We start from the raw sequence: 25,334 nt of genomic DNA, 5'->3' as shown, positions 1-25,334 counted from the left end.
ACCCAACCTCACCGAACGGAAATCATTGCCATGAACACCACCTCTCGCCGTCGTGCCGTGACCGCCGCGGCCGTACTGTCTGCTGCGGCTCTCGTCGCTGCCGGGTGCTCCAGTTCGTCCGAGGGGGCCACCACCGAGCAAGGGTTTCCCGAAACCATCACGCTCGCTGCGATTCCCGCCGAGAACTCGACCGATCTGAAGGCCAGCTACGACCCGGTGATCACACGATTGGAGAAGGAGACCGGTGCGAAGGTCGAGTTCATCCAGGCCTCCGACTATGCCGGCGTGGTCGAGGGCCTCATCGCAGGCAACGTCGACATCGCATTCTTCGGCCCGTTCGCCTACGTCGTAGCCGGCATCAACGGGGCCGAGATGACGCCGCTGGGAGCCGTCGTCCAGGACGAGGGTGGCAAGCCCGGCTATCAGTCCTACGGGATCGCCCGGTCCGACAATGCATCGGTGAACGGTCTTGCCGATTACGCAGGCAAGAATGTCTGCTTCGTCGACCCTAGTTCGACATCCGGATTCCTCTATCCGACAGCAGGATTGATCGAGGACAACGTGATCGCCTCGGGTTCGGAGACCGACATCTCGGCCGCCATGACCCCGATCTATGCCGGCGGGCACGATGCATCGGTGCTTGCTGTGAAGGCGGGCGATTGCGACGCCGGATTTGCGTTCGACACCATGGTCGACCGGACGATGATCGACAACGGCGAGATTGCACCCGGCGAGCTGAAGACCGTCTGGAAGTCCGATACGATCGCCGGTTCGCTCTTCGCCGCCAACGACGATCTGGGTGCCGACGCCATCGCGAAGCTTCAGGACGTGTTCAGCGAAGGTATGAACTCGGATGCCTTCGTCGCCGACGGCATCTGCGCCGAAGAATGCCGCATCACCGACGAGGATGCCTGGGGCGTCGTACCCGCACAGGACAGCGACTACGACGGTGTGCGCAACGTCTGCGAGATCACCGGCTCCGAGAAGTGCAAGGGCTGACGATGTCCACTTCCTTGGACAGGGCCGACGTGGTCGTCAGCGTCCGCAATGTCACCAAGACGTTCGGGTCGACCACCGCGCTTGCGGACGTCAACCTCGATGTGCACCGCAGTGAAATGCTGGTGCTGCTCGGGCTTTCGGGCTCCGGCAAGTCGACGCTACTGCGATGCATCAACGGTCTGCATCCCATCACCTCGGGCAGTGTCACCGCACTCGACATTCGCGTCGATCTGGCCAACCGCCGCCGGGTGCGCGAGCTACGCCGAGATGTCGGCTTCATCTTTCAACACTTCAATCTCGTCGGTCGGTTGAGTTGCCTCGAGAACGTACTCGTGGGAGGCATCGGCCGCCTGTCGATTCCGCGCTACGGAGCACTCACCTACCCGAAGGTGATGCGAGAAGAGGCTCGGGCCTGTCTCGACCGAGTCGGATTGGCGGACTTCGCCGAACGCCGCGCCGACACTCTTTCGGGCGGGCAGCAGCAACGGGTGGCGATCGCACGCACCCTGATGCAGCGACCGCGGATCGTGCTCGCGGACGAACCCGTTGCCTCCCTCGACCCCGAGAACGCGGGCGTGGTCATGGAACTGTTGCAGCGGGTGTGCAGCGAGGAGAAGCTGACGGTGGTGTGCACACTGCATCAGGTCGATCTCGCGCTCGGTTGGGCGCACCGACTCGTGGGTCTCCGAGACGGTCGGGTGGTGCTCGATCGCCCGGCAGCAGGGCTCGAGCGCGAGGACATCATGCCGATCTATCAGCGGATAGCCCCCGACGCCGGGAACATCTCTGCGGTGGCACCGACGTGACCGTCACCTTCGAACCGAAGCCCACGAACGCTGCAGTACAGAACGATCCGCGGCGACGTCGATGGCTGTTCCCGGCGCTGGGCGTCGTCGCGCTCGTTGTCACGGTGCTCTCGGCGGGGTACATCGACTTTGCGCCGACCACGTTGCTCGACGGTCTCGACGACGTCGGCAACCTTGTCGAGCGGATGCTGCCGCCTCGCGTCGACGACACCGGCCGGATCGTCTCACTTGCGGTCGAGACGTTGCTCATGGCGGTGCTCGGTACCGTGCTTGCGGCGATCGTCTCGGTTCCGTTGGCCTTTCTCGCCGCGCGGAACACCTCACCACATCCGATGCTGCACAGTGTCGCTCGTGCGATCATCACCTTCTGCCGGGCGATGCCGGACTTGCTGTTCGCGGTGCTGTTCGTCAGGGCGCTGGGAATCGGGGTGCTGCCCGGCATCCTCGCCCTCGCGCTGCACTCGATCGGCATGCTCGGCAAACTGTTCGCCGATGCCATCGAGGAGACCGACGTGGGACCGCGCGAGGCACTGCGCGCCGCCGGGGCGGGCTACTTTCGAGAGATGATCAATGCGGTTGTACCGCAGGTCGTTCCGGCATGGATCGGAGCGTTCGTCTACCGGATCGACATCAACCTACGCATGTCGGTGGTCCTCGGCTTCGTCGGGGCAGGCGGTATCGGCTTCGCACTGCAGGACGCCCTGCGTGGTTTGATCTACCCGCGTGCTCTCGGAATTGTGCTGGTGATCCTGGTGATCATCGCGGCAATGGAGTTGGCGGCCATGGCTCTTCGCCGCATGCTGCTGGTTCCGTCCGCGGCCGGTCCGCAGCGCGATCGACTGATGCGGATCGGAGCGTCGGCGGTGCTCGTCGTCGCGGTGGTGTCGTCGTTCGTGGTGCTCGAATTGGATCCGCGGTCGCTGCTGACGTGGATCGGGCCGTCGGTCGAAGTGTTCGGAAGAATGATCCCACCGGACTTCTCGTCCCTGGGATCGGACCTGCTCGACGCCGCCGTCCAGACCATCGCCATCGGTGTTGTGGCCACCGCAATCGGGATCGTGTTGTCGATACCCATCGGAGTCCTGGCCGCGCGCAACGCAACTCCGCATCCCGTGGTGTATTGGTGCGCGAGGTCCTGGATTCTGTTGGTGCGGGCTGTTCCCGAGCTGATTCTCGCGGTGGTGTTCGTCGCGGCGCTCGGACTCGGCCCGGTGGCGGGAACCTGCGCACTGGCCATCGGATCTGTCGGGTTCCTCGGCAAGCTCGTCGCCGACGCGATCGAGGAGATCGATCCCGGCCCCCTCGAGGCCGTCGCGTCGGTCGGTGGCGGGTGGTGGAATCGGACGTTGAGTGCTGTTGTTCCACAGGCTATTCCGGCGATGGTCGGGTCGAGTCTGTATCTGCTCGACGTGAACATCCGTACCTCCACCATCCTGGGGATCGTCGGTGCCGGCGGTATCGGCTTCCTGCTCTTCGAGTCGATTCGTACTCTGAACTTCGACGTCGCCGGTGCGATCGTTCTCGTCATCTTCGTCGTCGTGTACATCGTGGAAAGGATCTCCGGATGGATCAGGTCACTGTTGGTCTGACACAGGCCGCCGTATGGACGGGGAGTGGGATCGATCTGTGGGACATCGAGATTCCCACACTCGAATCGGGTGACCTGCTGGTCCGCATCGATTTTGCGACTGTGTGCGGGAGCGATCTGCACACGGTGTCGGGACGCAGGACCGGTGCGTGCCCGTCGGTACTCGGGCACGAGGCCGTCGGCCACGTGGTAATCGTCGGCGATGTGACATCCCCTGCGGAGGTGGGTGATCGAATCGTGTGGTCGGTCACCGTGCCGTGCGGCCGGTGCAGCCGATGCGACAAAGGTTTCACGGCCAAATGCTCGGCCGTGCGCAAGGTAGGGCACGAATCTGCCGAAGGGGCATGGGTTCTCAGTGGCTCCTACGCCCAGCACATCGTGCTTCCTCGCGGCACTGCAGTGGCTCGTGTGCCCGAGACCATGCCCGACGCCGTCGCCGCACCGGCTGCGTGTGCGACGGCCACGGTCATGGCGGCTCTCGACGCGGCGGGTGCTCTTGACGGACGACGGGTGCTGATCGTCGGCGCCGGAATGCTGGGCATCACTGCTGCGGCAGCGGCCACCGAGCGAGGTGCGACGGTCCGCGTGCTCGATCGAGACCCCGAACGGCAGGACAGAGCCCGTGAATTCGGAGCCTGCGAGGACGATGGTGCACCGACAGATGTGGCCATCGACTTCTCCGGTTCTTCGCCCGCTGTACAGGCTGCGCTGGGCAGACTCGATGTCGGCGGCCGCCTGGTGCTCGCCGGTTCCGTTGCGCCGGGTCCACCGATCACCGTGGATCCCGAAACAGTGGTCCGAAACTGGCTGACGGTCACCGGCGTCCACAACTACGAACCGCGGCATCTCGATCAGGCCGTTGCGTTCCTGCACGACACCGGCGCGAAGTATCCGTGGGAAGCCCTCGTCGAGGCTCCGGTTCCGTTGACGGAACTCGCATCGGTGTTGCGGCCGACGCCGTCGGGCATCCTTCGATCCTCGGTTACGCCGTAGCGGAGCGCAGGATTGCATATCCGGAAGTAGGGATACACCACAGGCATGCCCGAAGGTGACACCGTGTTCGCGCTGGCCGCGAGGCTGCGTCGAGCCTTGGACGGCACCACCTTACGGGCCGGCAGATTGAACGTGCCGGCACATGCGGTGGAGAATCTGGCCGGGCGAACCGTCGTCGCGCATCGAACCCATGGGAAGCATCTGTTCACCGATTTCGATGACGGCACAACGCTGCATACACACCTGCGGATGAGCGGTTCGTGGACGGTGGTGCGGGCCGGTCGATCGATTCCTCAGCGTGTGCGTCCGGACGTTCGCGTGCAGTTGGCCGTGGCCGACGGGCCCACTGCCTACGGAATTCTGTTGCCGGTGGTGGACTACGGCTTCACACCCGACATGAATGCCCTGGTTGCGCATCTGGGTCCGGACCCTCTGCAGCCGACGTTCGATACCGACACGGCGGTAGCCAACGTGGTTGCTGAGGCGGATCGGCCGATCATCGCGACTCTGCTCGATCAGAAGGTGATAGCAGGGCCCGGCAATCTATGGGCGAACGAACTGTGTTTCCTACGCGGAGTGTGGCCGTGGACTCGATCGAGTGACGTGGATGCCGAGAAATTGGTCGCGCTGCTCGAGCGGGCGATGCGTCACTCCGCGACCGTTCCGGGAGCGATGCAGGTCACGACCGGCGACACACGACGAGGACGCTCGCACTGGGTCGCTGGACGAGCAGGCAAGCCGTGTCTGCGATGTGGGACGCTCGTTCGCGTGGTCGCTGAGGTCCCTGGTGACCCCGATCGGCGTCGAACATGGTGGTGTCCGAGGTGCCAACCGGAGCATTAGCGACGAGCGGTCGATCGCTGTTGGCTCAACGACATAACCGCCCGCGGGTACCGCGTGTTGTGAGCCGGTACCACCCACAGGCTTCCTCGTACGCGGAAATCGAAACCTGGGGCCGGTCAGAAGGTCGAGTTGGGCGGGTGATCGGTCTCGACGAGATCGCGAGCCACCCTGTGCAACGGCAGGTTCTGTTGTTGCGACAGCTTCGCCAGCAGCTCGAAGGCCTGCACCGCGTCGAGATCGTAGCGTTCCATGATCATCCCTTTGGCCTGGCCGATGATGTCGCGGCTGGCCAAGCCGGCACGGAACTGTTCGTTGTCGCGGGCACCGAGCATCGCGATCGCGGCGTGGGCGGCGAGCGCCTCACCGATCTCGACGGCATCGGCGTCGAAAGCCCCGGGTTCGTCGCTGTAGAAGACCAACGCGCCGAGGTCATCGGCATTGCTGTAGAGCTGAAATGCGGCCAGTGACTTGAAACCTTCGCCGACGGCAAGGACGGCGAATTCCGGCCATCGCGGTTCGGACGTGAGGTCGTCGGACACGACGACGTCGAAATGACGGACCTCGGTGGGAATCGGGCCCTCGTCGAGCTCGTACTGGAGTCGGCACAGCTCCTCGGCAACAGGATCGGTGGATGCCACGACGGTTCGCTCACCCTTGCTCACCGTCGTGACGCAACCGACGGTCGCTCCTGGGATGAGCCGAATCGCAGTACGCAGAATTTCGCTGATCGTCTCGGGCATCGAACGACGGGTATCGCGTAGGGACCGCGCGAACTCGGCGAGCGACGATGTATGGGACGTACTGGCAGGGTGTCTATCGGTCGACTGTTGCGACATTCACACTGTCCTCTCGCATGGGACCTCTGCCGTCGTTCACCGGACAGATTCATGAACATGCGCCGTCTGCTGGACGCCCTGCCGGCTGCTACAGCCGGTCCTGTGCATTTTATACGGGTGCACAGCAGAGGGGACCGCCGATCGTGCGATCGACGGTCCCCTCTGCGGAACGACTTACTTGAAGGTGTCCTTGATGTTCTCGCCGACCTTCTTCACGCCTGCCGAACCCTGATCCTTCTTGCCCTCTGCCTCGAGGTCCTTGTTGTTCGTGGCGTCGCCCACAACTTCCTTGGCCTTGCCGATGGCGTCTTCTGCTGCGTTCTTGGCCTTGTCGATGAAGCTCATGTGAGTTCCTTTCCTCGTCCTGGGTTGGTACTGGTTACTTAGTCGAGGGCGGCCGTCCGAAGCGCACGTGTGCGTGAAGAGATCTAGGTCACACGTGCCGTCGACGTTTCCGCGACGTCGGCTGTGGATACATTCGACCGATGATGGTCGCGAAAGTGGACAGTTATCAGCGCAAACACCCGTCGGCGGGTTTTCCGCTGGCAGTGCTGTACAAATTTCTCGACGACCGAGGCGGCTATCTCGCGGCTCTGATCGCGTACTACTCGTTCCTCTCGCTGTTTCCACTACTGCTGCTGTTCACCACGGTGTTGGGGATCGTGCTGGCCGGCGATCCGGAACTGCAGACCCGAATCATCGATTCGGCGATGAGCCAAATCCCCGTGATCGGTGATCAACTCGGTCAACCCGATCGCCTGAGCGGCGGAACCACCGCCATCGTCATCGGCGTCGTCGGGTCGTTGTACGGCGGACTCGGAGTCTCCTTGGCTGCCCAGTACGCGATGAACACCGCGTGGTCGGTGCCCCGAAACGAGCAACCCGATCCGATCAAGGGACGTCTGCGCGGGCTGTTGCTTCTGAGCACCGTCGGCACGGCAATCATCGGGTTGACCGTCCTCAACGGAGTCGCGTCCTCGGGTGTGTTCGGGTTCGCGGGCGGTGCGTTGGCACTGATCGGTGCGGTGATCGTCAACGTCATGGTCTTCACAGCAGCGTTTCGCATCGGAACCGCACGTGCACTGACTGTTCGCGAGGTGCTGCCCGGTGCGACGATCGCCGCCGTGATCTGGCAGGCGCTGCAATCCTTCGGTGGAATCTACATTCGCTACGTCGTCGGCAATGCCAGCGCCGCCAACGGAATCTTCGCGATCGTCCTCGGTCTGCTGGGCTTTCTGTACGTCGCATCGGTGCTGATCGTGCTGTGCATCGAAATCAATGCCGTGCGAGTCGATCACCTGCACCCCCGAGCGCTGCTTACGCCCTTCACCGACAACGTCGAACTCACCGAAGGGGACAAGAACTCCTATACCGGTCAGGCAGAAGCGCAGCGTAACAAGGGATTCCAGGACATCACGGTCACCTACGACGAGCCGAATTCGGTTGTGGGCGAGGACTCGTCGGAGACGCGGGCCGACTGATCTGCGTGGGCTGATCTGCGTGGGCTGGTCGGCGGGGGCTGATCGACTGCGCAAACGCGCGCGCATTCGTCAGATGCGAGCGGAATAGCGAGGCGATCGGGCACTATTTCGCGCGCAGATGGCAAAGGCGCGCGCGTTTGCGAGATCTGGGGGGCGAGGGCTGATCGGCGAGGACCAAACGCCGACTCGAGTGACCCCCGTCACGAACCGGTCAGCCGGTCGGTCAGAAAAGACTCCGAGTTTGTTTCGCGAAAGCGCATGCGCAAGCGCTTGTATGCGCCTTAGGCTCCTGCAATCGAGCGACGCGACCGCGTGGCTAGGGGACAAGGGAGTCCACATGTTCAATCACCGTCGGAAGTCTGCGCTGACGATCGGGACCGTGCTCATGGCCGGTTCACTCGTCTTCGGCCTGACCGCATGCAGCAGCTCGGACTCGGACAGCGTCAAGGTCGGGCTCATCACCAAGACGGATTCCAATCCGTACTTCGTGAAGCTGCGCGAGGCCGCTCAGGCGCAGGCAGATTCCAGTGGTGCCGAGTTGGTGGCTCTGGCCGGTGCATTCGACGGTGACAACGAAGGACAGGTCGCAGCCATCGAGAACCTGGTGGGACAGGGCGTGAAGGGAATTCTGATCACTCCGAACTCCTCGACCGGAGTGCTGGACGCGATCAAGAAGGCTCGTGACGCCGGCGTCGTCGTCATCGCCCTCGACACTGCCACCGACCCCGAGGACGCGGTGGACGCCACGTTCGCGACCGACAACAAGGCGGCAGGCGTCAGCCAGGGCGAATGGGTCAAGGGCACGCTCGGAACCACTGCACCCCAGGTCATCATGCTCGACGGCACCGCAGGCGGCACTGTCGATACGTTCCGTCACGACGGCTTCCTCGAAGGAATGGGCCTGACCGACGGCTCGTCGGAGATCGTCGGCCAGGAGAACACCAACGGCGACCAGACCAAGGCGCAGACCGCCATGGAGAACCTGCTGCAGCGTGCGCCCGGCGTCAACGCGCTCTACACGATCAACGAGCCCGCCGCGGCTGGTGCGTACCAGGCAATTCAGTCCGCCGGCCGCGCCGATCAGATCACCATCGGCTCCATCGACGGTAGTTGCACCGGCATCGCGAACGTCAAGTCCGGCATCATCGGCGCAACGGTGCTGCAGTTCCCGGCGAAGATGGCCGAGCAGGGCGTCGACGCGGTCGTGAAGTTCGCTCAGGACGGCACCAAGCCCAGTGGATTCAACGACACCGGTTCGCAGCTCGTCACCGACAAGCCGGTAGCCGGCATCGAATCCCAGGACACCGCGTGGGGCGAAGCGAATTGCTGGGGCTGATCGCGACGTACCGGCGAACACAGGGATCTGATTCGTGAGTACCGATACCGCTGCGCCTCCCAAGGCACCGAGCCGGTTCAACGTGGGCACGATCCTGCGTGAACCGCTGCTCGGGCCACTGGCCGCACTCGTCATTGCCATCATCGTGTTCAGCTCGATTTCGAGCTCGTTCCTCAACCCGCAGAACGTCTCTCTGATTCTGCAGCAGTCTGTGGTCGTCGGCATTCTCGCCGTCGGCCAGACCCTGATCATCCTCACGTCCGGTATCGATCTGTCGATCGGTGCGGTCGCGGTGATGGGAACCATCGTGATGGCACAGTCGGCCGGGGCGAACGGACCGGTCGTCGCGTTGGGTTCGACGCTCGCCGTGTGCGTTGCGTTCGGCGCGATCAACGGCGGATTGGTGACGGTACTGAGACTGCCACCGTTCATCGTCACGCTCGGCACGTTCACGGCGATCCAAGCGGCCACCAGACTGCTGGCCGGATCCGAGACCTATCAGGTGCCGAGCGGACCGCTGACATTTCTCGGCACCTCGTTCAAGATCGGTACCTTCTCGACCACCTACGGCGTGGTGGTGATGCTGCTGGTGTACGCCGTGATGTGGTACGCCCTGTCCCAAACATCCTGGGGTAGGCATATTTACGCTGTCGGCGGGAGTCCGCAGGCCTCGGATCGATCCGGCATCAAGTCCGGTCGCGTGCTGTTCTCGGTGTACATCGTCACGGGTGTCATTGCGGCGATCGCGGCATGGGCAGCACTCGGTCGGATCCCCAACGCCGACCCGAATGCGTATCAGAACGCCAACCTCGAAACGATCACCGCGGTCGTCATCGGTGGAACCAGCCTGTTCGGTGGCCGCGGCACCGTCATCGGGACTCTCGTCGGAACTCTGATCGTCGGTGTGCTGCGCAACGGGCTCACCCAGGCCGGCGTCGACAGCCTGTATCAGAACATCGCGACCGGCATTCTCGTCATCGTCGCGGTGGCCGTCGATCAATTCGCACGTAGGAGGTCACAGTGAATGCCCCCCTCGCTCTGGAAGCGCGTGGTCTGGTCAAGACCTACGGCAGCGTGACGGCCATCAACGGTGCAGATTTCGAGTTGCGGGCCGGCGAGGTGTTGGCGGTGATCGGCGACAACGGTGCCGGAAAGTCCAGTCTCATCAAAGCTCTGGCCGGAGCTGTCATTCCGGATTCAGGTGAGATTCTGATGAACGGATCGCCGGTGTCGTTCAAGAACACGCGTGACGCGCGAGCGGCCGGCATCGAGACGGTCTATCAGGACCTGGCCGTCATTCCGGCGCTCGACATCGCCTCGAACGTCTATCTGGGACGCGAGATCAAGCGTAAGGGCATCAGCGGCAGCCTCTTTCGGCGTCTGGACATGCCGAGGATGCGGGAGGAGTCGTCGAAGCATCTGCAGGATCTGAAGATCGGTATCAAGTCGGTCAATCAGGCAGTCGAGACCCTCTCCGGTGGTCAGCGTCAGGGCGTGGCAGTTGCCCGGGCAGCGGCGTTCGGACGCGGAGTGATCATCATGGACGAGCCGACGGCCGCGCTCGGCGTGCGGGAATCGGGCATGGTGATCGATCTGATCCGAACCATTCGTGACCGCGGCATACCGGTGGTGCTCATCAGCCACGACATGCCGCACGTGTTCGAGGTTGCCGATCGGATTCACATTCACCGCCTCGGCAAGCGCGCCGGCGTCGTCGATCCGAAGAATCGCACCATGTCCGAGGTCGTTGCGCTGATGACCGGTGCGGAGGAGCCGACCGACGATGAACGCGCAGGCGTCTGAAAGGGACGCTCCGGTAGGAGTTTTCGTCGGACTGGCCACACTCGACGTCATCCATCGAGTGTCGGCCGCTCCGGCACCGAACGAGAAGATCACGTCCAGTGCGCAGTTCGTCGCGGCGGGAGGGCCGGCCGCCAACGCGGCCGTCACCTTCGCCGCGCTCGGCGGCACGGCCGTGCTCGTCACCGCACTCGGCGACGACCCGGTGGCCGAGCTGGTCAAAGCCGATATGGCTGCGTTCGGCGTCCGAGTGCTCGACGCGGCCCTGGGCACCAGCAGGTCGGTGCCCGTCTCGGCCGTGACGGTGATCGAGTCGACCGGTGAGCGGTCGGTCGTCTCGGCGGACGCCGTGCATTCCGAAGTTTCACCGCCCGAGGATCTCGAGACGGTAGTGGCCGGTGCCGATGTCGTCCTCGTCGACGGGCATCACCCCTTGATCGCCCGCGCCGCCGCGGAACATGCGGCGGCGCGGGTTACCACCCTGGTCGTAGACGCCGGTCGGTGGAAGCCGGTGATGAGCGAGCTGATCCCGCATGCCACGGACATGGTGTGCTCGGCGGACTTTCGCGCCCCCGGCACTTCCGACACGGCTACCACTGCAGCGGCACTCGTCGGAGCGGGCGTGCATACCGTCGTCACCACCCACGGCAGCGAGCCCGTCGAATGGTGGACCGAGGGGTCGTCCGGCTCGGTCGATGTGGAGCCGGTGACAGCGGTCGACACAGTGGGTGCCGGAGATGCTTTCCACGGCGCATATGCCTACTACTCGACGCAGTCGGGCTCTCTGGCCGAGCGCATCGACAGGTCGGCTCGCGTTGCGGCACTGCGCTGTTCGGTGGTCGGACCCCGAGCATGGCTACACGAACTTCCGCTGACACACTTCACTACCGACGGACTCGAAAGCGACAACGGTGAGCACTGATCAGGACGTACAGAGAGCGACCCTCGGCGAGCTCGTGGAGCTGGCCGGGCGACTCGCCGTCGCCGGAGAACGGCGCATACTCGGCCTGACCGGCGCGCCCGGTGCCGGAAAGTCCACGGTGGCGCAGCAACTCGTCGATGCGCTCGGGCCGGAGCGCGCAGTGCTGGTTCCGATGGACGGGTTCCACCTGGCCAACGAGGTGTTGATCGACCTGGGCCGGCTCGACCGCAAAGGTGCACACGACACGTTCGACGACGGTGGATACGCGCGACTGATCGCGGCGATTCACGACCAGCGACCCGGTGACCCCATCGTGTACGCACCGAGGTTCAGGCGCGAGATCGAGGAGTCGATCGGGTCGGCCGTTCCGGTTCCGTCGACTGTTCCGTTGGTGGTCACCGAAGGCAACTATCTGCTGATGGAGTCCGACGCGTGGCCTGCTGCGCGGTCGATGATCGACGAGGTCTGGTTTCTGGCTCCGCACACACGGGTTCGGCACGAGCGCCTGGTAGCTCGGCACGAGGCATACGGAAAGTCGCACGAGGATGCGGAGTTCTGGGCACTGGGCTCGGACGAACGCAATGCGGAACTGATCGGGTCGACCGCAGGCCGCGCCGATCGAATCCTGCGTCTGACATGACGGTTTCGCGGACCAGACAGCGCTGGGCCGATTGACGTGCCCACGATGGACGATGTCGCCCGCATCGCCGGAGTGTCGGTGTCGACTGTCTCGCATGTTCTCAACGGCACCCGTAACGTCAACCCGACCACCCGCCAACGCGTCGACGCGGCAATTGTCGAGATCGGCTACCGACGCAACGTTGTTGCCCGCTCACTCGCCGCGGGTCGGACCAATACTGTAGGGCTCTCGATCGCCGCCTTGACCAATCCCTATTTCGGCAGCCTCGTACACGCCGTCGAGCAACGACTGTCCGAGGCCGGATACGTGTTGATTCTCGGTGATTCCCACGACGAGCCGTTGTCCGAGCGGCGAGTGACCGATTCCCTGCTGGACCGTCAGGTCGACGGGATGATCCTCGCTCCCGCAGCAGGATCGGAGTCGAAGACCATTCCGGAGATCGTGCGTAGTGGTACCCCTCTGGTGTTGATCGACCGGATGCTCGATCTTCCCTGCGATCAGGTGGGACCGGAGAACGAGGCCTCGGCCTACGAGCTCACCGCCCACCTCCTCGATGCAGGCCATCGTCGCATCGCGATCGTCCGCGGAATCGAAGGAATCTCCTCCACGAACGAACGGTTCGACGGTTATGCCCGCGCGCTCGCCGATCGGGGAGTCGACCTCGATCCAGGACTGATTCTCGATGGTAGGTCCAACGTCGAGGTGGCCGAGATGCATGTACGCGCACTGATGTCGAGCTCGAACCGGCCTTCGGCACTGGTGTCGATGAACAACTCGATGACTATCGGTTCACTCAAAGCCGTTCGTGCCCTTGGCTTGTCGATTCCGCACGATCTTGCGTTCGTATGCTACGACGATTTCGAATGGTCCGATCTGTTCGAGCCTCGCCTGACAGCCGCAGCTCAGGACGTACAGACGATAGGAAGAACCGCAGCCGACCTGTTGCTGAATCGAATCGAGGGGCGGGACGAGAAGCCTCGGTCGATCCGAGTGCCGACCACGTTCAACCATCGCAATTCCTGCGGCTGCGCCGCGACCTCGGCCGGAATACCGGCCGCACCCGAAAGATAGGACAGCTCATGCCCATTGCCAGTCCGGATCAGTACGCGGCCATGCTCGACCGTGCGAAGGAGGGCGGGTTCGCCTACCCGTCGATCAATGTCACCGGCTCGCAGACGCTCAATGCAGCGCTGCAGGGCTTCGCCGAGGCAGAGAGCGATGGCATCATCCAGGTGTCGGTCGGCACCGCGCTGTACCTCTCCGGCAACGCCGTGCAGAACCGTTTCGCCGGTTCCAAGGCGCTCGCCCAGTACGCCCACGAAGTGGCGCAACACTATTCGATCTCGGTTGCGCTGCACACCGATCACTGCCCCGCCGAGAATCTGGACGACTGGGTTCGGCCACTGCTGGCCGACGCCATCGACCGACGCGGACGCGGACTCGACCCGCTGTACCAATCGCACATGTGGGACGGTTCGGCGGTGCCGCTCGACGAGAACCTGCGTGTCGCTCGAGAATTGCTCGATCTGTCGGTGGAGGCGAACACGATCCTCGAAATCGAAGTGGGCGTCATCGGCGGCGAGGAGGACGGCGTCTCACACGAGATCAACGAACAGTTGTACTCGACTGTCGACGATGCTCGGGCCACGATCGCCGCGCTCGGTGCAGGGGAGCGCGGTCGATACATGACTGCTCTGACCTTCGGCAACGTGCACGGCGTCTACAACCCTGACTCGGTGCATCTCCGCCCAGAAATTCTCGCCGAGATCCAGGCCGTCGTCGGAGCCGAGACCGGTAAGGACAACCCGTTCGATCTGGTGTTCCACGGTGGATCGGGATCCAGTGCAGAAGACATCGCCTCCGCGGTGGCGAGCGGGGTGATCAAGATGAACATCGACACCGACACCCAATACGCCTTCACCCGGTCCATCGCAGGGCACATGTTGAGCAAGTACGACCAGGTCCTCAAGGTCGACGGCGAGTACGGCAACAAGAAGGCCTACGACCCCCGATCGTGGGGCAAGCCGGCCGAGACGGCGATGGCGGCGAGAGTGGTGGAGGCTACGCAGATGCTCGGCTCGGCAGGCCGCACGATGCGCTGAGAAAATTTTCTTCTCGAACGTGTCGAATTCTGCGGACCGGTTACGTCCCAGGGTCGAATGCAGAAAGAATGGCTGCATCCGACGCTAGGAGACATCATGGCCAAGTACCTCATGCTCAAGCATTACCGCGGAGCCCCCGAGCCTGCCGACTGGATCCCGATGGACCGGTGGACCCCGGCCGAAGTGCACGACCACATTCAGTTCATGCGAGATTTCGCCGCCGAGCTCGAGAAGACCGGCGAGTTCGTCGACGCGCAGGCTCTGGCCCCCGAGGGAACGTGGGTGCGCTCGGACGGCGAAGGGAAACCTCCGGTCACCGACGGTCCGTTCGCGGAGACCAAGGACCTCATCGCAGGCTGGATGGTGATCGACGTCGACTCCTACGATCGCGCGCTCGAGCTGGCCGGGCAGCTGTCGGCAGCGCCCGGTGCCGGTGGGAAGCCGATCGACGAGTGGCTCGAGCTACGTCCGTTCATGGAGGCTCCTCCCACGATCGCCGACTGACGATCATCATGGATCCTGGAGTGCTGCGGGCACTGACGCCCGCGGTGATCGGCGTCCTCGTCCACCGCGGAGCGGACTTCGCGTCGGCCGAGGACGCCGTGCAGGAGGCGTTGGTGCAGGCGACCTCGACCTGGGCACTCTCGACCGGGGCAGGTGACGCGCCGACCGACCCGAAGGGCTGGCTCGTCACCGTCGCCTGGCGAAAATTTCTCGATGGACAGCGCTCGGAGAAGGCGCGTCGAGATCGGGAAGACCGACTGGCGGCACAGCCGGAACCGGAGAGCGTGGGGGGCGTCGACGACACGCTGCAGTTGTTCTTCCTGTGTGCGCATCCTGCGCTGACTCCGGCGGCAGCGGTGGCACTGACCCTGCGCGCCGTCGGCGGACTGACGACACGGCAGATCGCGCAGGCGTATCTGGTGCCGGAGAAGACCATGGCGCAGCGGATCAGCCGAGCAAAACGTGCGGTGCGTGATGTGCGATTCGATGCGCCGGGCGACCTGAGCACGGTACGACGGGTGTTGTATCTCGTGTTCAACGAGGGGTACACCGGAGATGTCGACCTCGCGGCGGAGGCCATCCGGTTGACTCGGCAGCTGTCGACGCTGTCCGACGACGAGGAAACGGCGGGTCTACTGGCGCTGATGGTGCTGCACCACGCGCGCCGTTCGGCGCGAACCGGATCCGACGGTCAACTCGTACCTTTGGCTGAACAGGACCGATCCCGTTGGGACACAGCACTGATCGCCGAGGGCGTGCAGATTCTGCAGACGGCGCTGGCCCGAGATCGGTTGGGTGAGTTCCAGGCCCAGGCGGCGATCGCTGCCCTGCACGCCGACGCGATGCGGGTGGAGGAGACCGACTGGGTGCAGATCGTCGAGTGGTACGACGAGTTGCTCGCCCTCACCGACAGCCCCGTCGTGCAGCTCAACCGCGCGGTGGCCGTCGGGGAAGCCGATGGACCCGCCGCCGGGCTCGCGGCGCTGGCCGAGGTCGATTCCACGGTCCCGAGGCACACAGCGGCGGCCGCGCATCTGCACGAGAAGGCGGGAGACCTCACGCAGGCCGCGCAGTTGTACGCCCGCGCAGCGCAGTCGGCTCCCTCGCTGGCCGAGCGTGACCACCTGACTCTGCAGGCCGCACGGATTCGTGCTGTGACTCCGTGACGGCGTCGAGCAAGCGTACGAACCGATCGGTTTCGTAATCTGATCGTTAGCGGTAGAAAGCGGAATCCGTGCGACCCTCGTATGGTGCTGATGTTGCCAGTGGGACTGAAGAGAAAGAAGCGAACTCGATCCGCCGCGGTGGTGACGGTCGCCGTGCTGGGATCGATGCTGCTGGCCGGAACGTCGGCCCAGGCCCTGCCGGGCAACTCGGGATCGGCCGACGCAGCGGCGGGAGCCGTCGGGATCCATCAGGTGTCGGCCACCCGTGCAGTGCTGAACGTGTTCTCCCCGTCCATGAATCGCGTCGTCTCCAACGAGATTCTGCATTCGCCGGAGGGCGGACCTGCCCCGAGCCTGATCCTGCTCAACGGTGCACTCGGCAACGAAGACGGTGTGGGTTGGCTCAACAACTCCGGCGTCGAACAGTTCTTTCTCGACAAGAACGTCACGGTCGTCGCGCCCATCGGAGGTCGCTTCAGCTTCTATACCGATTGGCAGACACCCGATCCGGTACTGGGCAGCAACATGTGGCAGACCTACCTGACTCGCGAACTGCCCGCAGCCGTCGACGCCGCCTATGGGTCCAACGGTCGACGCGGTGTGGCAGGACTGTCGATGAGCGGTGGGCCCGCACTGGATCTGGCGATCCAGGCCCCGGATGTGTTCGACGCCGCCGCGTCGTTCAGTGGATGCCCGGCACCATCGAATCCGCTTGCCACCGCGGGTATCTCGGCGATGATAGCCGGCGGTCTCAACAACCCGTTCAACATGTGGGGGCTGCCGGGAAGCCAGGGCTGGCGCGACCACGATCCGTCGCTCAACGTCGAACGACTGCGCGGAACGGCGGTGTACGTCAGCTCGTCTCGCGGACTTCCCGGACCGGTGGACCGGATCCCCGAGGGTGCGATTCCACCGTTCGGTGGAATGGCGGTCGAGGCGATGGTGAACTACTGCACGTCCATCTTCGTCGACGCACTGCGCCGGGCCGATGTTCCGGCCACGGTCTCCATGCGCGACGAGGGTGCACACACATGGCCGCTGTTCGAGGATCAGCTACGCGAAGCCTGGTTCACCACGCTGGCACCGGCTCTGGGAACCAGGTGATTGCGCAGAGACTCTCGCGGGTACCCGTCGATGGACATCACCGACGAAGGGACCACCCGAACATGGCGAAAGACGACTTGCACAAGGGCGACAAGGTCGAATGGCAGACCCACGGAACCACTACCGAGGGAACGGTGGTGGAGAAGATCACCTCCGAGACCGAAGCCGCAGGCAGAACCGTGAAGGCCTCGAAGGACGTGCCTCAATACCGGGTCGAGAGCGACAAGTCGGGCAAGGATGCCGTACACAAGCCGGAGTCGCTCGACAAGAAGAACTGAGCGACCACGAGGCGCAAACGCGCGCGCGTTTGCGGATCTCGATGGCGCAGCGCAGTTCTCAGGCCTGGGGCACCGATCGATCTGCGCCCCAACTTCGTTCGATGTAGCCGCGTATCCGATCGATGTCCTCGGCGGGGATTCTCTCCGGTTCGCCGTTCTCGAGCGGATCGGTATGAAAGATGTACAAGCGTGAGGCGAACTGGTCGAACGGCAGCGAACCTTCGCCTGCGCGTTCGCCGTTGCCCGCCGTTCCCACCACGACGCCGTCTCCCCAGTCCTGCCCGCTGTCGTTGTTCGGGTTGAAGAAATAGACCCGCATGACGCCGTCGGGGTCGGTGGTCACGCGCAGGATGGTGATGGCGTGCCACCCCACATACCGTGCAGCACTGTCGGTTACGGCCACACCGGCGGGCTGCGGATGAATCAGCGGCTGATGCCCGTTGTACTCGGGGTGATACGCCGCGTAGAACTGCCGCAGGAATGCGTCCAGGTCGACGATGTTTCCGGTGGCCACGTCGACGTCGATGTGGAACTCGCGAGCCGACCACCACCCGTGGAACTCCGGGTTGACCCAGCGGTGCGGATCGCCGGGGCGATCGGCGCAGCGCCTGACCATCTCGGCGTAGATGCGGTCGAGGTGCGGAACCAGCAGCAGTGACACCGGATCGAGATCCACCGGGTCCGATGTGGCGACTCCACTGGCGCTCTCGGTCGACGAGATCGATTGCCCCTCGAAGTGCATGACTATTTCCTCGTCACGCGCCGCCCACACCACCATCTGCAGGAGGTAGTCGGGATCGTTGTAGGCCCACATCGACAGTGCCCGCGCCGACTGGCACGTCGGGTTGTCGCCCTGACCGACGCCGAGCGGTTGCCCGAGCATCGACAACAGTCCACCCAGCAAGCGAGACTCCGGTGCCGGGACCGGCCCGAACGTGGTGTTCAGCTTGTCCTGCACTGCGGGCGCGAGTTTCAGCGACATCTGCCGCCACAACGACGGCACGATCGGCGGTTGATGCAGAATTCCGCGATCGAGCAGCAATGCCAATCCGTAGAGGCACTGCGCGGTCTCGGGGTACACCGTCTCCTCGATGAGGCGATGGACCAGTTCCGGGTAGCGCGTCAGACACGTGCGACCGGTATCGGACAGGCCCAACGCCTCGGGGAGAACGTACGAGTAGTGATCGGTGAGGTACTGCGTCAGCGTCGCGTGGTACGGCGAGACGAGTCCGGTGTCGTGCATCGCTCGCGCGAATCCGCGGGCCTCGAACTGCAGCGCTTCGACGTCCATCGCCTCGAGCCGCGACCGATACACCTCCACGCCCGGATCCTCTCGGCACGCATCGGTGGTGCCGAACAGGGCCGTGATCAACCGGTCCAGGCCTTGCCCCGAGGTGCCGAGGTCGACGGTCGGGTCGTCGCGATAGATCGCGATGCGGGTGACCATATCCTTGATGGTGTCCACCTGAATCGGGCGCTGCCGCAGGATCCGCCAGATTTCCTCGACCAACTCGTCGAGCACGCTGTCGTACCCGATCTGCCCGGCCACGTACCCGAACAGATCACGGATCAGATGCGCGGTGCGACCGAGGCGAACTCGCTCCGACTCGGACGGAGGTGTGAACAGAACGTCGAGATTGACCGCGAGGACCTGAGAAAGGAACCGACGGGCATCCTCGGCGGTGACCGCAGAATGCTCGTACTCGCCCGCAACGATCGCGACCATCCGCAGTTCGCTGGTCGCCTCGAGCACGAAGGTGTCGTCGTTGCCGCTGCGCAGGCTGGGCCCCACGAATCCTGGAACGAGAATGTCCGGCTGCGCCCAATCGGTGCCCGCGAAGAGCCCCGCATTCTCGAGCACCTCGGCGCGCTCACGAATTGCGTGACAACCACCGGACTGCAACAGAACTCGATGCAGCGCATCGAGAACCCGTCGCACCTTGGTGTTCTTACTGAACTCGGGTGCACCGGCCAACGCCTCGGTGGCGTGGTCGAGTTGGGCCAGTCTCGACGTCAGAGCCTTGTCGACCGGAGCCTTGTCGACCGGTGGAGAGTCGGTCATCGTCTGCGTCGTGGGTTCGTGGTCGTTGCCGAGTTGTTGCCTCACACGTAGAAGTCCAGTTCTTCCTGATGTTTCAGCAAGTCACGCATGACATAGGTGTCTTCGCCGAAGAAGTACAGCAGTCCCCAGTGGGTGCCGAACGCTGTTCTCTTGGTGACGGTTTCCTCGACGGGTGCCGACAGATCGTTGGTCTCGTAGTAATCGTGCCCGGACGTCTCCTCCGGAATTTCCAGATGGCTGACGACGCGTCGTCGTGGATAGACGCCGAAGCATCCGGCCACGCCGGTCGCATCGACGACCTCGCGCGGGAAGAAGGCGTCGATCTCCTCCTCGGTGGTCTTCGGGTCGAACGCCAACGCCAAGCCCTGATAGGCGTTGAAGCCGTACGCCCGCTCCAGTAGCTCGAACACCTTGAAACCCGGTGGGCGATAGGCGACCTCACCGAAGTACATCTCGCCGTCGCTGGTCACGAAGTACTCGGGATGAATGAATCCGAACTCGATGTCGAAGGCCTTGATCAGCTTCTCGATCTGCACGGTGATCTGCTCGCGGTACTTCTCCAACTCCGGTGTCGCAGGAACGAATACGGAGTAACCGAGCGTGACGTACTCGGAGATGTTGAGAAACTTGATCTTGCCGTTGTGAATCCACGCCTCGACGGCGAACTCCCACCCGTCGAGGTGGGATTCCATCAGCACCGGAAACTCTTCTTCCGGGATGGAGTCGACCTCGTCGGGAGTGCGAATGACGCGGTGGCCCAGGCATCCTGCTTTGTCGAACGCCTTGAGGTGAATGGGGTCGTTCGGGTCGCCGTCGAGCTTGAGCAGTGTCTGATTGACTCGGCGGAGGAATCGGATGACGTCCTCGCGGTCGTGTGCTTCCTCGAAGATGCCGACGCGAATGCCGCCCAACTGTGCCCGACGCTTCATCAGCGCCTTGTCGCGCAGCAACATGGCTTGACCGAACAGTCGAGGGTTACCCAACAGCACCGAGTTGATGGCACCGGCCCACTCGACCGTCTCCTCGTAGAGGGGGATCGCGACGTCCACACCTTTGCTCTGCAGCGTCTCGGCGATCTCGAGCGAGCGATCGTTGAGTCGCTCGAAGTTCCACGGTAGGTACGGAATGTCGTGCTCGGTGCAGTACGCCTCGGCCCACTCCGGGGCGACGACGACGTAGCGCCGATCGAACTTGTCCAGTGCTTCCACCGCGGCCAAACTCCACCCCAGCAGGGCCACGAAACCCTTGTTCGGGTCTTTCTCCAGCCTGTCTGGCTGAGCCATGAAGTTCCTTTCCCTGGATGATTCATCGGTCGAGGTCCTTCGCTCCACCGTACAGAGGCAGTATCGGCCGGTCGGCACCCCCGTATGCGACTGTCGATCGGGAATGCGGCGGACCGAGGCGTTCGGTACCGGCCACGATCGACAGATTTCCGCCGATCGTGCACGATCGTGAGCAACCAGGTGCGGTTCGCGCCATCGAGGAACGAGGAGCACGAGATGACGGTCGACAAAACCGGTGCCGAGGTCGAGATCGCGCAGCAGGCAGATCGTTTCACCGTCTCGATCGACGGCACACAGGTCGGCTTCACCGAGTTCGTCGACGACGAGGATGCGCGACGCATCTTCTTCCACACCGAGGTCGACGCGGCGTACGGCGGACGTGGTCTGGCAACGATTCTCGTGCATCAGGCACTCGACGCCACCCGGGCGGACTCCAAACGCATCGTCCCGATCTGTCCCTTGGTGGAGGCGTTCGTGGGCAAGCACTCGGAATTCGACGACATCGTCGAGCAGCCCACCGACGAGATTCGGCAGTGGCTGGCTGACCAGCAGGGCTGACGGCGGGAATACCGTCGGGCCCCGGTAGGTTGAGCTCGATCAGTAGTTGCAGAGTCAACTACCCTGCCGAAAGGGAAGCCATGCCCGCAGTGACGGTCGACAACATCCTCGCGTTGCCCCGCATCCCCGTGCCCGACGCCACCGCCGTACCCAGGCCGGTCCGGTCCGTCACGACGGCCCCGACGGGGTACGAAGGCGAGGGTTTTCCGGTTCGCCGCGCATTTGCCGGACTGGACATGTCGTCCCTCGACCCGTTCATCCACATGGATCAGATGGGCGAGGTGAACTACGCGCCCGGTGAACCGAAGGGCACGCCGTGGCATCCGCACCGCGGATTCGAGACCGTCACGTACATGATCGACGGAATCATGGAGCACAAGGATTCTCACGGTGGCGGCGGCATCATCAGTGGCGGCGACACCCAATGGATGACGGCGGGTGGGGGAATTCTGCACATCGAGGCCCCGCCGGAGCATCTGGTGCTGTCCGGCGGGCTGTTTCACGGCGTTCAGCTCTGGGTCAATCTGCCGCGGGAGAACAAGATGGCGCACCCGCGCTATCAGGACATCACCGGTAGCAAGGTGGCCTTGGCATCGAGTCCCGACGGCGGTGCGCTGGTTCGTGTCATTGCGGGCGACATCGCGGGTCTGCAGGGGCCGGGTTCGACGTACACTCCGATTGCGCTCTCGCACAGCACGATCGCACCGGGCGCGGCGCTGACGTTGCCGTGGGAACGCGAATTCAATGCACTCGTCTACGTTCTCGCGGGCGAGGGCACAGTGGGTGCGGAGAAGCGTCCGATCGGGATGGGGCAGACGGCGTTGTTCGGCCGCGGCGACACGATCGAGATGTCCGCGTCAGCGGTGGGGGAGTCGCTGGAGGTGTTCGTTCTCGGTGGCAAGCCGATTCGGGAACCCGTTGCGATGGCGGGCCCGTTCGTCATGAACACCAAGTCCGAGGTGCTGCAGGCGTTCGAGGACTACCAGGCCGGCCGGCTCGGCGTGCCCACCCGATGATCACCTCGGCCGTGCAACGATCTGCTGCATGACCGACGCCGAGCCCCGTATTCGTAGAACCCGGTTGTACCGCCGGTTGGTGACCCGTGCGGACGGTCCCCTCGAGCCCGCACGGGCAGCCAGGAGGCTCTCGGCCTACGTCTACGGAAACATCCTCATCCTCGCGGCGGTCGCGGCGTCGACGCCCGGCTCGATCGAGCACGGAACAGCTGCGGTCCTGGTTCTGGCTACGGCAGGGACGACGTTCCTGGCGCACGTGTTCGCCGATTTCGTGGCCAGTAGTCAAATACCCGAGGCGCACGGAAATGCCACCGACGAGCAACGCAAGTTCAAGGCCGTCGAGGAACTACGTGATGCCGTCCCGATCCTGAGTTCCGGCACCGTCCCCGCGCTGATGCTTGCCCTCGGGTGGTTGTCGGTGATTCCGGCACAGTGGTCGGAACTGCTGGCCGGCGGTGTCATCGTGGTGCGCATCGCCACGATTCAGATGGTCACGGAGCGAATTCGCGGCAATCCGTTGACCTTCCGTGCTCTTCTCGGTGGGCTGGCCACCGCTACAGTCGCTGCGCTGATCGTGTTGGCCAAGGTGTTTCTGGGGCACTAGCTCCCGAACTCTGCGTACAGCTCCGGTAGGAAGCCGGCGAGGTGGTTCATCTCCTGCCCGCAGTGCAGCATCAGATCTCGGGCCAGATCGAGCCCGAGGACGAGGTCGGTCGGATCCACCGACGCTCCCCGGCGGACGGCGCACGCAGCCTGCTTCACGTCCGGTACGTGCAACCCGCGCAGGTTCAGGTGGAAGCGGCTGCGCATCTCGGCACCACCGTCGACGGGTCTGACCTGATGGGCCAGCCATCCCAGGTCCACCGGTGCGATGGAGCTTCCCACTCGACCGAAAACGATCGTCTGATCCGAGGGAACGTCGAAGCCGTGCGCAATCGGGTCACGAAAACCGATGCCGAGTTGCTGCAGTTTCGGCCCGACGTACTCGTCCACGAAGGTCGTGTTGCCGACGTACTTGGCCTTGTCGGGTATGTCGAGTGCCGTTCGATCCTCCGCGAGAGCGGCGTACAGGTGGGCATCGGGATGCCACAGCTTGTAGCGAGCGGCTTCGGTGGAATGCCATCCGAACCACCAGTCCCACATCGCCGCTGTCACCCGAGGCATCACCGTGCGTACCGCCACGAACGTCACCCCGTCGGCTCTCTGCCCGTATCCGGTCTCGACCCTGGAATACCCGGTGGGAGCGAGATCGGTTGTGATCGAGTCGAATCCGGGTACCGCGTCGGGTGAGAGCGGGGGGCCTGCGTAGGTATCGGCCACCACGGTCGGTGCCGGAGTCGTGTGCTCTGCCATGTAGTGGGCGTACGGCCGGTCTCGGTCGGTGTCGCGGTAGCCCTGGTAACGCTCACCGCATTCGTCTGCAGACCCCACCGTCGGTGCCGCGGCCGCCCTCGAGGCAGTCCCGAGGACGGTTGCGGTCACGGCTACTGCCGCCCCCACGACGACCTGACGCCGTGTCGGTTTCCTGTTCATTTATCCCCCATGCTCAACTTCTGTTGAGAGTAAGTCGCGGGCTCAGGGCATGTCAACGACCAGTCAGTACACTGCCCGGTATGAGTCCTGCCACTCCCAAGGACGACGCATCCAGAGTGCGGCGGCGCGACGAGATCGCAACAGCGGCGATCGACGTGCTGGCCACCAAAGGCTTTCGTGGGCTGACGCATCGCGCGGTGGACGAAGCAGCAGGCCTCGGCCCGGGCTCGGTCAACTATCACGCGCCCACCAGAAGTCGATTGCTGCACTTGGCGCTGGGGCAACTGTTCGCCCGCGACTTCGAGATTGCCGGGGCTACGTTCGGCAGTCTGGTCGACGTCAAACCACTGACCGTGGACGTGGTGGTGACCCGAATCGTGGATTTCATCCAAGCAATGACGACGGGCGACGCCGCCAAGCGGGTGATTGCGCGAGCCATCATGCTCGGCGAGGCTCAGCACGATCGCGAGGTGCGCGAGTTGTTCGATACTCAGCGCGGCGCATTCGTCACGTTCGCCCAGTGGATCGTTGCGTCACTGGACTCAGAGGACCCACATGCGGAAGCCGAGACACTCGTCGTGATGATCGAGGGCTTGATTCAGCGCCAGGTGCTCATCGGATCACGCCTGCCCCGGTCGCTGGTGGAGCAGATGCTGAGAACGATCGTCGGATCGTCACCGCTGATTGCGGAATAGCGCCGCACGCGTCATCAGCCCAGCAGTGACTTTCGCTCGGTGTGGGTGAACGTGAAGATCGTCGCGCCGAAGCTGATCAGTGCGGTGAGAAGCAGGACCTGCGGCCCGGTGATGACGACGCCGATGAATGCACCGACCATCCCGCCCAGTGCGAACGACCCGAGAAGGGCTGTGTAGCACAGCCAGTCGTAATGCGTCCCACCCCCGAACAGATGCCGCTCGATACCTTGACCGAGTTTGACCAACGTTCCGGTGACGTAACTGAGCGGAATGTACGTCTCTTCCTTCTTCGTGAATGCGGTGTTGAGAGCGCCGAGTGCGAAGGCCACCAGCAGAATCGGGTAGAAGTTCACGTTTGCGGACGACCAACCGGAGATGGCGATATCGATCGTCCCGGCTGCGGCGAGTGCGATGGTGGTCAGCACAGTCGCCCCGTGCGGATGGTTCGACCAGTAGCGCCTCCTGCAGATCGACGAGATCACCACGCCCGCGAGAAACGACCCCATCAGGGCCAGTGCAGCCCACGGCGAAGCGCCTGGTGCAACCTCTTTGCCCTCCGGGTGTCCGAAGTGGCCGACGACAGCGCGTTCGGTGTTGCCGGTCATGAAGGTCACGAAATAACCGGCGGAGTGCAAGAACGCCACTGCCCCCACCATCCCCGCGAGTCCGGAAAGAATCCAGGACAGGCGAGCTTCGGCGCCGACGGCTGTTTCGCGGCTGATCGACAGAGGGGAAGTCATGACTCGATTCTCCGGGCGTGAGGTGAACCAGCAACTCTTTGAGTCGTCG

The 25,334-nt window shown here is 63.9% G+C and carries 26 protein-coding genes and 1 pseudogene; 21 read left to right on the top strand and 6 right to left on the bottom strand.

Going from position 1 to position 25,334, the window contains the following annotated elements; translation table 11 throughout:
• Positions 1-30 precede the first annotated feature (30 nt).
• The 5 genes and pseudogenes from BH93_RS22515 to BH93_RS22495 all read left to right on the top strand — a co-directional run bounded on the left by BH93_RS22515 (position 31) and on the right by BH93_RS22495 (position 5,229).
• Positions 31-999: a phosphate/phosphite/phosphonate ABC transporter substrate-binding protein gene (locus BH93_RS22515; protein ID WP_037173337.1), complete on the top strand. Its 969-nt coding sequence runs from the start codon at positions 31-33 to the stop codon at positions 997-999.
• 2 nt (positions 1,000-1,001) lie between these two features.
• On the top strand, positions 1,002-1,805 hold the full coding sequence (gene phnC / locus BH93_RS22510) for a phosphonate ABC transporter ATP-binding protein (RefSeq protein ID WP_037172635.1): 804 nt from the start codon (positions 1,002-1,004) through the stop codon (positions 1,803-1,805).
• Between the two features lie 101 nt (positions 1,806-1,906).
• Positions 1,907-3,394 (top strand): annotated as a pseudogene (gene phnE / locus BH93_RS22505) (phosphonate ABC transporter, permease protein PhnE); the annotation flags it as partial.
• A complete protein-coding gene (locus BH93_RS22500) occupies positions 3,370-4,386 on the top strand; it encodes a zinc-binding dehydrogenase (RefSeq protein WP_037172633.1) in 1,017 nt (338 codons plus the stop codon). The pseudogene phnE and the gene BH93_RS22500, both read left to right, overlap by 25 nt.
• A gap of 45 nt (positions 4,387-4,431) precedes the next feature.
• Entirely contained in the window at positions 4,432-5,229 is a 798-nt protein-coding gene (locus BH93_RS22495) for a DNA-formamidopyrimidine glycosylase family protein (RefSeq protein WP_037172632.1), read from the top strand.
• Positions 5,230-5,345: 116 nt separating this feature from the next.
• On the opposite strand, the gene BH93_RS22490 is transcribed toward BH93_RS22495, so the two are convergent.
• Positions 5,346-5,969 carry a GAF and ANTAR domain-containing protein gene (locus BH93_RS22490; RefSeq protein ID WP_242459038.1) on the bottom strand — a complete coding sequence of 208 codons (624 nt, stop codon included), beginning with the start codon at positions 5,967-5,969 and terminating at the stop codon, positions 5,346-5,348.
• Positions 5,970-6,239: 270 nt separating this feature from the next.
• Positions 6,240-6,410: a CsbD family protein gene (locus BH93_RS22485; protein ID WP_027495724.1), complete on the bottom strand. Its 171-nt coding sequence runs from the start codon at positions 6,408-6,410 to the stop codon at positions 6,240-6,242.
• A gap of 140 nt (positions 6,411-6,550) precedes the next feature.
• Between BH93_RS22485 and BH93_RS22480 the strand changes: the two genes are divergently transcribed.
• The 12 genes from BH93_RS22480 (at position 6,551) to BH93_RS22425 (ending at position 17,398) form a co-directional block, all read left to right on the top strand.
• Complete coding sequence (locus BH93_RS22480; RefSeq protein WP_371832074.1) at positions 6,551-7,546, top strand: YihY/virulence factor BrkB family protein; 996 nt, start codon at positions 6,551-6,553, stop codon at positions 7,544-7,546.
• Positions 7,547-7,883: 337 nt separating this feature from the next.
• A complete protein-coding gene (locus BH93_RS22475; RefSeq protein ID WP_037172627.1) occupies positions 7,884-8,882 on the top strand; it encodes a substrate-binding domain-containing protein in 999 nt (332 codons plus the stop codon).
• A 34-nt stretch (positions 8,883-8,916) separates the two neighbouring features.
• Positions 8,917-9,906: an ABC transporter permease gene (locus BH93_RS22470; RefSeq protein WP_037172626.1), complete on the top strand. Its 990-nt coding sequence runs from the start codon at positions 8,917-8,919 to the stop codon at positions 9,904-9,906.
• Positions 9,903-10,685, top strand: coding sequence for an ATP-binding cassette domain-containing protein (locus BH93_RS22465; RefSeq protein ID WP_032376277.1), 783 nt, complete (start codon positions 9,903-9,905; stop codon positions 10,683-10,685). The genes BH93_RS22470 and BH93_RS22465 overlap by 4 nt, the downstream gene beginning before the upstream one ends.
• Positions 10,666-11,604, top strand: a complete 939-nt coding sequence (locus BH93_RS22460) for a PfkB family carbohydrate kinase (RefSeq protein WP_037172624.1) — start codon at positions 10,666-10,668, stop codon at positions 11,602-11,604. Before BH93_RS22465 ends, BH93_RS22460 begins: the two co-directional genes overlap by 20 nt.
• The gene (locus BH93_RS22455; RefSeq protein ID WP_037172623.1) at positions 11,594-12,244 is read left to right on the top strand and encodes a nucleoside/nucleotide kinase family protein; all 651 of its coding nucleotides are present in this window, start codon (positions 11,594-11,596) and stop codon (positions 12,242-12,244) included. Before BH93_RS22460 ends, BH93_RS22455 begins: the two co-directional genes overlap by 11 nt.
• A 45-nt stretch (positions 12,245-12,289) precedes the next feature.
• On the top strand, positions 12,290-13,315 hold the full coding sequence (locus tag BH93_RS22450; protein ID WP_242459037.1) for a LacI family DNA-binding transcriptional regulator: 1,026 nt from the start codon (positions 12,290-12,292) through the stop codon (positions 13,313-13,315).
• 8 nt (positions 13,316-13,323) lie between these two features.
• The gene (gene fbaA, locus BH93_RS22445; protein WP_037172619.1) at positions 13,324-14,346 is read left to right on the top strand and encodes a class II fructose-bisphosphate aldolase; all 1,023 of its coding nucleotides are present in this window, start codon (positions 13,324-13,326) and stop codon (positions 14,344-14,346) included.
• Positions 14,347-14,442: 96 nt separating this feature from the next.
• The gene (locus tag BH93_RS22440) at positions 14,443-14,850 is read left to right on the top strand and encodes a YciI family protein (RefSeq protein ID WP_037173333.1); all 408 of its coding nucleotides are present in this window, start codon (positions 14,443-14,445) and stop codon (positions 14,848-14,850) included.
• Positions 14,851-14,858: 8 nt separating this feature from the next.
• Complete coding sequence (locus tag BH93_RS22435) at positions 14,859-16,016, top strand: RNA polymerase sigma factor (protein ID WP_037172617.1); 1,158 nt, start codon at positions 14,859-14,861, stop codon at positions 16,014-16,016.
• A 99-nt stretch (positions 16,017-16,115) separates the two neighbouring features.
• Positions 16,116-17,120 carry an alpha/beta hydrolase gene (locus BH93_RS22430; protein ID WP_242459036.1) on the top strand — a complete coding sequence of 335 codons (1,005 nt, stop codon included), beginning with the start codon at positions 16,116-16,118 and terminating at the stop codon, positions 17,118-17,120.
• A gap of 62 nt (positions 17,121-17,182) precedes the next feature.
• The gene (locus BH93_RS22425) at positions 17,183-17,398 is read left to right on the top strand and encodes a DUF2945 domain-containing protein (RefSeq protein ID WP_037172615.1); all 216 of its coding nucleotides are present in this window, start codon (positions 17,183-17,185) and stop codon (positions 17,396-17,398) included.
• A 58-nt stretch (positions 17,399-17,456) separates the two neighbouring features.
• On the opposite strand, the gene BH93_RS22420 is transcribed toward BH93_RS22425, so the two are convergent.
• Both BH93_RS22420 and BH93_RS22415 read right to left on the bottom strand, forming a co-directional pair.
• Entirely contained in the window at positions 17,457-19,460 is a 2,004-nt protein-coding gene (locus tag BH93_RS22420) for a hypothetical protein (protein WP_037172614.1), read from the bottom strand.
• 41 nt (positions 19,461-19,501) lie between these two features.
• Entirely contained in the window at positions 19,502-20,743 is a 1,242-nt protein-coding gene (locus tag BH93_RS22415; protein WP_037172613.1) for an ATP-grasp domain-containing protein, read from the bottom strand.
• A 216-nt stretch (positions 20,744-20,959) separates the two neighbouring features.
• Between BH93_RS22415 and BH93_RS22410 the strand changes: the two genes are divergently transcribed.
• From BH93_RS22410 to BH93_RS22400, 3 genes are all read left to right on the top strand, one after another.
• A complete protein-coding gene (locus BH93_RS22410; protein ID WP_037172612.1) occupies positions 20,960-21,301 on the top strand; it encodes a GNAT family N-acetyltransferase in 342 nt (113 codons plus the stop codon).
• 80 nt (positions 21,302-21,381) lie between these two features.
• Positions 21,382-22,317 carry a pirin family protein gene (locus BH93_RS22405; RefSeq protein WP_037172611.1) on the top strand — a complete coding sequence of 312 codons (936 nt, stop codon included), beginning with the start codon at positions 21,382-21,384 and terminating at the stop codon, positions 22,315-22,317.
• Positions 22,318-22,345: 28 nt separating this feature from the next.
• Positions 22,346-22,921, top strand: coding sequence for a hypothetical protein (locus tag BH93_RS22400; RefSeq protein ID WP_032405692.1), 576 nt, complete (start codon positions 22,346-22,348; stop codon positions 22,919-22,921).
• Here the strand turns inward: BH93_RS22400 and BH93_RS22395 are convergent.
• The gene (locus BH93_RS22395; RefSeq protein ID WP_242459035.1) at positions 22,918-23,850 is read right to left on the bottom strand and encodes a DAPG hydrolase family protein; all 933 of its coding nucleotides are present in this window, start codon (positions 23,848-23,850) and stop codon (positions 22,918-22,920) included. The two genes, BH93_RS22400 and BH93_RS22395, sit on opposite strands and share 4 nt — an antisense overlap.
• An 80-nt stretch (positions 23,851-23,930) precedes the next feature.
• Between BH93_RS22395 and BH93_RS22390 the strand changes: the two genes are divergently transcribed.
• Positions 23,931-24,545, top strand: a complete 615-nt coding sequence (locus tag BH93_RS22390; protein WP_052064943.1) for a TetR/AcrR family transcriptional regulator — start codon at positions 23,931-23,933, stop codon at positions 24,543-24,545.
• A 14-nt stretch (positions 24,546-24,559) separates the two neighbouring features.
• Here BH93_RS22390 and BH93_RS22385 read toward each other — a convergent pair whose 3' ends face one another.
• Entirely contained in the window at positions 24,560-25,285 is a 726-nt protein-coding gene (locus BH93_RS22385) for a YoaK family protein (protein ID WP_052064942.1), read from the bottom strand.
• Positions 25,286-25,334: the final 49 nt, after the last annotated feature.

This window comes from Rhodococcoides fascians A25f, from assembly GCF_000760935.2.
Classification (GTDB): Bacteria; Actinomycetota; Actinomycetes; order Mycobacteriales; family Mycobacteriaceae; genus Rhodococcoides.
This window is presented reverse-complemented; position numbering and strand designations above follow the sequence as displayed.